The sequence below is a fragment of the Marinomonas polaris DSM 16579 genome, assembly GCF_900129155.1.
In the GTDB taxonomy this organism is placed as follows: Bacteria; Pseudomonadota; Gammaproteobacteria; order Pseudomonadales; family Marinomonadaceae; genus Marinomonas; species Marinomonas polaris.
Genome location: NZ_FQVF01000038.1, coordinates 1 through 7,486, shown reverse-complemented (window position 1 = coordinate 7,486; position 7,486 = coordinate 1). Strand labels below are relative to the sequence as shown.

Here is a 7,486-nt window from a genome sequence, read left to right as displayed (position 1 = left end):
ATGGTTGCGGGAGCCGGATTCGAACCAACGACCTTCGGGTTATGAGCCCGACGAGCTACCAGACTGCTCCATCCCGCGACTAATCATCGTTAACAACAACCATTCACAATGCTTGTTGGCTAAGCCAATTCGCTCAACCCTTGCTAACGAGGTGCGTATTATAGGTAGATTAATCCAAGAGTCAAGCACTGCAAGAGAACTAGATAGGATTAGTTGAAAAAAAATCTTTCTCCCTCATTATTTACCTCTATAAAACAGACTCAGCCTCTTATTAGATATAGAGAAGCTTAAATACTTGTATCCTCCGCTACCGCAAGGTAAAAGGTAGCCATCCGATATTTTCGACCAACAGGTTAGGAGACACACATGCCCAGCAATATTGAAGCAATTCTTAAAAAGTCAGCAATCCCAGCTGAAGCCGATGCTCTTCCAGGTAGAAGCACACCTTTAAAAATCTCTGGTATACACGCAGTTAACAAAGAACCGTTTATCCGCTCTGAAAAATCGAATGAATCCGAGATCATTCTTGGGATGGGATGTTTCTGGGGTGCCGAATGCAAGCTATGGAATACTCCCGGTGTTATCGTCACGTCTGTTGGCTATGCAGGTGGCTTTACATCCAACCCAACCTATGAAGAAGTTTGCTCTGGGCAAACAGGACATAGCGAAGTCGTACAGGTTGTGTTTGATACCTCTATTATCTCGTTAGAGGGCGTACTTAAGGTTTTCTGGGAAAACCATGATCCAACCCAAGGCATGCGCCAAGGCAACGACATAGGCAGCCAATATCGCTCTGTTATCTATACAACCAATGATAAAGATATGGCAATCGTGGAAGCCAGCAAAGCAGCATTTCAAAAAGAGCTAATCAGCGCAGGTCATGGCATGATCACCACAGAAATTGAACCACTCGATACCTACTATTTCGCTGAAGAGTATCACCAGCAATATCTTCACAAGAACCCGAACGGTTACTGCGGACTAGCAGGAACGGGTGTGAGCTGCCCTATCGGCTTAGGCGTTTAGTTTTTAAGTAATTGGAATAATCACTTTTTTAACCTAATAAGTTACAGAAACGAAAAGGCCGAATCGCAAAACGATTCGGCCTTTTTAGTATCGTCTATTTAGACCCAGATTAACCATCAATATTGATGTTGTACTCTTGATCGTTGTAGATGACTTTAATAGAGTCAGCTGTTGAAGCCGAGTCTAAATTCACGGTAGCACCATGCCCACTACCATCACTAACAGTTAACGAACTACTACTATCTTTAGATACATGATCTTTCAAGAACGACGCTATAGCATCTTCAGAGGCATCTTCCCCAGGTTTACCTTCGGCACCAGATAAAAGATCGGTCAAGTCAAGAGCATCATCATTTGCATTAAAGTCAGTGATGGTATCTTTAGAATCATGATCAAGAATGAACAAGTCTCGACCAGCACCGCCAGTTAATTGATCATTGCCCGCACCACCAATTAGAACGTCGTTACCTTCGCCGCCAAGTAACGAATCATCACCAGCGCCACCAATTAAGATGTCATTGCCTGCTCCACCAGAAAGGTAATCATTACCACTTCCGCCATCTAGCAAGTCATTACCAGAGTCACCATAAAGCTTATCAAGACCATTTCCACCCTCGAGCCAATCATTATCATTACCACCATAAAGAGTATCGCTTCCGTCATCACCAAGTATGTGGTCGTTACCATTATTGCCGTAAATCGTATTATTGAAGCTGTTTCCCTCAATAGTTCCTGAGTTATCAGTGTCAAAATATCTACCGTCAGAGAAATCGTAATCTTTATAAACCTGATCGTTATCTTGACCGCCAGCATTATCTTCAATTGCCTTTTTCGTTTCAGTCATCAAAGACGAGGCAACACCTTCAAAGAAGGTCTGCTCAGGATTCACATTGATAGCCACAGTCAAGGATACAGAATCACCATCCTCATCAGACGCATTAACATTGAATGTTTTTACAGTGTCATCACTAAACTCTTCAGCCCCTACGGTATAGGTATACTTGCCAGTCTGGAAATCGAACACCAAAACGCCTTGACCATCCAGTGCAATACCGCCACTTGGGAACTTCGTAGTGCCGTTGCTGCCATCGATAGTATAAGTGATATCACCGACCTTTATACTATCGTAACTAGTAGCCCCGTTACCATGAGTAACGTTATCTGAGACATCGCCACTAACACTGGCCTGAACTGTATTTACTAGCGTCACTTGCAAGCCTGACTCATTGCTAACAATTAATGGGGACTTACCTTCCTCTACTTGTAACGGCTTCAAATACTTATCAGAAACGTTACTACCAATCCCAACCACATTAAGATCATTGTAATTCTGATCAACAAATGCTTTCCAATTTATGATCGCCTCATCATTACTATCATTAACTGAATGTTGGTTAGTTTGAGGATCCCCGTCAGTTATAAAGTAACCAACAGTCTGATCAGCACCGTGTCCAGTGAAGTCTATACTAGTCGTACCGTTAATAGCATGAAGGTAATCTGTACCAGCATCTATATCAAGATCAACACCATCATGTCTAACGTAATAGTTAGGATACGTAACAACAAGTTTATTGATATAATCAATAGCTGAATCCGCAGACATCCAACCTATGTTCTTAGCGCTAGCACCAAACAATGTCAGGTTAATATTGGTTTCGCCCATTGCTTGATAAGACTTGATCGTAGAAATCAATGAATCTTGAGCAATTTCAAAGCGTGTTTTTCCAGTATTACCTACATTACCTTCCACCATTGAACCAGATACATCTAAGGTCAATACAAGGTTAGTGGAAACACTTCCAATATCTAGAGTAACCGTTTCATCAGTAGCTTCCGGTAGCAAATTCACCCTCTGTTCAGCAAGCTCACCCTTTATATTAATAGTAAGGTTAGACGAAGAAGTGTCACCATCACCATCTTTAAGGGTGTACGAGAATACCTCTGTTTTCTTATCATTATCTCCTAGCTGGTTATAAGCGGCTTGATCTAAATGATAAGTATAACTACCGTCCGCTTTAACAATTAGAACACCAAATTCACCCTTAACTTCGGTATCGCCGCTGCTATTTGTTATAACGTTATTTCCGTTATTCCAAACAACAGCATCCGTTTGAGCAGCCCCATCTGCACCAAAATCATAATCCACCTTACCCGTTAGATCAGGCGCATCATTGTCTGATACTATTTGAGCTTTCAAGGTGAAAGTATTTGACTCACCTTCTTTAGTGTAAAGCACCTGATTAGCCGTCACCATTTTATCTTCACTGTCGACAAAACCAGTAATTTCGAAAGTATATTTAGCCCCTCCAATCTCAACTTCAACTTTTTTGCTAGCGTCATCAATTGTTATTTCATCTCGATTCTGCTCTGCAGTTCCGTCGTTTGGTGTTTCCTTATGATTGAATTTAATAGTGTGGTTAATTGTCTCATGATGGCCATTGATAACCACATCAAATGACAAATCTAGATTGACGGAATTAATACTTGTTCCAGCATTAATCGCAAAGTTATTGTGCGTAAAAGTACCAAGTGAAAATTCAGTATCAACTGGCACTGACGTCGTTCCAATCAAATTATTATTATCATCAAAGGTATAGTTACTTTTTTGGGCAGCACTATCCTGCCCCCAACTGACGACATCATCATGTCCACTTAGTGCATTGTTAATAGCATTGTTTCCACCTTGAGCATTTGACCAACCAACCGTAAGACCACCTATAGCCAAGGTATTCACTGTTGCCGTCAAGTCTGCCGAAACCGAACCTAGCGTAGCGGTTATCGGCATATCGTCTTCAACAGTCAAAGTAACCTCTTTAGTAGAAGTGGTACTACCATCGTTCACTGCAATACCAAAGTTGATACTAGCTGTATCCTCCGACGTTGCATCAGCATGATCAACAGGACCACTCAGAGTAACTACATAACCATGTTGGCCATCTGTGTCAGTAAGAGCTACACGAATAATCTCAGTATCACCCGCTTTAGCGACCAAATCACCGCTACTATCCGTTGTCCAAACCAGTGTTACACCACCAGATTTTATAACTTCAGTAGGAGCAACAAGTGACACAGTTAATGTATCGTCACTATCAACATCACTTACAGTAAAGGTACCAGTAGCAGTCACATTATTAGTGGTATCAGAATCACCAACAGTGTCTGGATTACCATCAGCTAAACCTTCTTCGGAAATAACAGCAGAATCAGAACCATCTACAAACGTTAGCTCAGGAGCGGAGTTAACTCGCTCTGTTCCAAGACTAACCACTGTAGTAGCACTGTCTCCATCGTTGTCGACCGCCTTAACAGTAAATTGAATATCCTGAGTCATCTCCTGATACTGTAGGACATCCCATGTACCAGTTTCCCCACTCATTTTAATTTCGAAAACAGGTTTATTATCTTCATCTACAGCCTTAAGCGTATGGCCATCATCACTAAGCGTAACGGTATAACCTAAATCATCGACCAAACCAGTTAGTTTGAAATCACCAATACCATCAGCTGAGTTAGCTTCTACTTGTCCAGTCGCACTTGCTATTGGCTGAGCAGAATCGGCCCCAATAAAAGAGATAGATCTAACAGCAAAATCACTGTTATCACTAAAACCTGAACCCGTTCCATTATCCACAGCCATAAAGCGAACTTCATCAAAACCTCCTGGAACGGAATCTAAATTGGCAAGATCCAAGCTTCCACCCGAAGCATCCGCAACAAAATTATTACTAGAACCAACCAGAACCCCATCTCGATAAAATTCCACTTTCGCGATTTCATCTTCACTGTCACTTTGTGATCCCTTGGTGAACAGAGAACTTAACTGTACATTAATACCAAATGCTAAATGCCCTGGCTCAAGTTTGAAAATAAGCTGTTCAGATACACCACCCCTTACTGCAATTTCACTTGGCAGCTCAACACTCGAACCAACATCATGGCTCTGAACAGATAAGCCACGATAATCCGTTTCAAAGACCGTTGCTTCTTGACCATTTAGACCGATTGCCTTGATGGTGAAGCCCGATGCTTGATAATTTGCAATATCCGATTGAGATAATGTATGACCAGAACTTGCCGAATCTGAAGCGCTCCATGCTGCACCAGTTACTGCAAAACTATAACTACCAGTGACAACTTGTGTTACTCCCTCAGTAGAAACATGATAGCCATCCTCTGGCACAGCATTTTGTGAAATACTTACGCCATCATCTGCAAATTTGAGATGTGCACCAAGATCTATTTCTGTCGTAGCAACATCAGCGTCCGACGTATTGCTATCTGCATCCGTCGCCGTTACCTGCAGCTTAACGCCCAAACCTTCTAACGTAATTTCTTCATTATCTTGAGTGCCATCAGGATGAGACACCGCCTCGTATTGGGTCATAGAGACCTTGCCATCAGCATCAAGAGTAACTTCGAATACTTTAACCCCACTGTCTGTCAAGCCAACTAATTTACCGCCATCCAACGACAGACTAATCGCCTCACCCGTTTTAGTCATGATAAGACCAGTAACAACAGAAGAGTCTTCAAGTTTTATTTCGTAAGTAACATCACCACGACCATCGGTGCCGTAACCAACATCAAAGGCCGATGAGAAATCAACTTCAGTAGAAACAGACTCATCAGCAGTACGAAGGTAAGAATCATCCGTCAACACATCCAGACCAGCAAGCACATCAGCATCAACTGTAATAATAGGAGCAGTATCCATAGCTGTAGCAGATCCAATAGCACTATCACCACCAACACCTTCTGTTGACGTAGCTTTTGCTGTAATAGTGAAGGCATCAGAATTCTGCGGCACAGTCATTTTCAACTGGATATCGGTTAGATCTTTACCATCAGGATTACTAATCACCCACTCACTACCATTATGACTGAGCTCAACACCATCAGGCGCTCCAACAAGCTCGACATCAACGCCATCAGGAATACCTGTTAGCGTAATACCAGAAAGTGTTTCGCTACCATCTCTATCGGTAAGTTCAGCTGATACATCAATCAAAAACTCTTGGCTAGTAGCTATTGTTTCAGTGGTTGTATCCTCTTGATTAGGACCGCCAAGAGTGCCATTACCATAGATAACACCTTCAATTTGATTGCTGCCACTAATCAATGTTTGGTTATCATATTTAACAACAATACTGTCGATAGTATTAAAATTACTATTTCTATTATTTGGACCGAAACTTACATCAAAACCTGTAGTATCACCTGATAAGAAAATATAATCCTTCATTGCATCAGAACTCTGCTGAGAAACAGATCCACCTAATACAGAATTAAGATCTCTTAACTCCTCACGCCCATTCCAATCAGACTGTGTATAGAACCAACCGCTGTCTGGATGAACGACAAATATATCTGACTTACCAGCCTCACCATGAGGATTGCCATCGGTATAGTATTTAATAGAGCCGGTACCAATCACTTCAGGTTCAGGATCACCTTTGGTTAACCATAAATTAACACCATCACCAATTTTGACAATTTGACCATTTTGAACATCAAAACCACCAGGCTGACCACTACCACCGTTAACTTGAGTAATGTCACCAGCATTAGAGTCATCATTCGATTCTAAAGCCGTTATAGTAAGCTCAACTTTTGGTGCATCAGCAACTGGAACGACATTAATATCCAAATCCGCACTTTCACCAGTCGATGTTGTATAGGTAACAGTAGGAACATCACCAGACCAATTTGCTGTAGGCACAAATTCGTACGAACCATCAGCTCGAAGTGTTAACGAACCGACCTCTTTCGCATCATCACCAGTACCGTCTTTAATAACAACAGCTACAGGCGTTATTGCATCAACGTCATAACTTACGCCGTTAACAGTAAAAGAAGCGACAGTTAACCCGCCATCCAAGTCTGAATCATTAGATAAAACGCCATTGTCAGCATTCACTGATAATACGTTGTCCTCTATTCCATTAGCTGTATCGGCTTCGGTGTACGTAAAATTATCTACAACCGCGCTATCTCTACCCTCATCAGACACATTACCAGCATTGTCAGTTTGCGTTGCGATCACATCAATACTCGCTCCCTCAGCTACAGTTTCCGACCATGTAATCGTGTTATTACTATAACTGTAAGTACGAGTGTCGTTCTCGTCTGAGCTGATAACTTTATAAGAGCCATCATCGTTTGCCATTAGAGATAAAGACACAACACTAACGACACCGTTATTCGTGATGCTTAATGTCACCGAGCTATTTGCACCTACTTCCAGCTCTTTGCCATCCACAGTAACACTTACTTGGACTCCATCATTGCCTAACTCAGCTTTGCTAATCAATCCATCATCATTTTCATCATCTACAATACCAACAATAGGTGCCGCCGTTGCTACAACATCCAACGTCGCAACTTCGCTGTCTGTCGCTGGGTTGCCCGCTGTATCCGTCACGTCCGCTTTCACGGTGATCGCACCATCAACCAGACCGGC

Annotated in this window: 2 protein-coding genes and 1 tRNA gene; 1 reads left to right on the top strand and 2 read right to left on the bottom strand. The window is 42.1% G+C overall.

The features are described 5' to 3' along the window. Window position 1: 1 nt before the first annotated feature. A tRNA-Met gene (locus BUA59_RS23170) sits at window positions 2-78 on the bottom strand. A gap of 288 nt (window positions 79-366) precedes the next feature. Between BUA59_RS23170 and msrA the strand changes: the two genes are divergently transcribed. Next, complete coding sequence (msrA, locus tag BUA59_RS23165; RefSeq protein ID WP_072842453.1) at window positions 367-1,026, top strand: peptide-methionine (S)-S-oxide reductase MsrA; 660 nt, start codon at window positions 367-369, stop codon at window positions 1,024-1,026. A gap of 109 nt (window positions 1,027-1,135) precedes the next feature. On the opposite strand, the gene BUA59_RS23160 is transcribed toward msrA, so the two are convergent. Further along, on the bottom strand, window positions 1,136-7,459 hold the full coding sequence (locus BUA59_RS23160; protein ID WP_217653776.1) for a DUF5801 repeats-in-toxin domain-containing protein: 6,324 nt from the start codon (window positions 7,457-7,459) through the stop codon (window positions 1,136-1,138). Between the last annotated feature and the right edge of the window lie 27 nt (window positions 7,460-7,486).

Bases quoted from the DNA above. Each gene is read 5' to 3' on its own strand.
- msrA (WP_072842453.1), top strand. From the start codon at position 367: ATGCCCAGCAATATTGAAGCAATTCTTAAAAAGTCAGCAATCCCAGCT.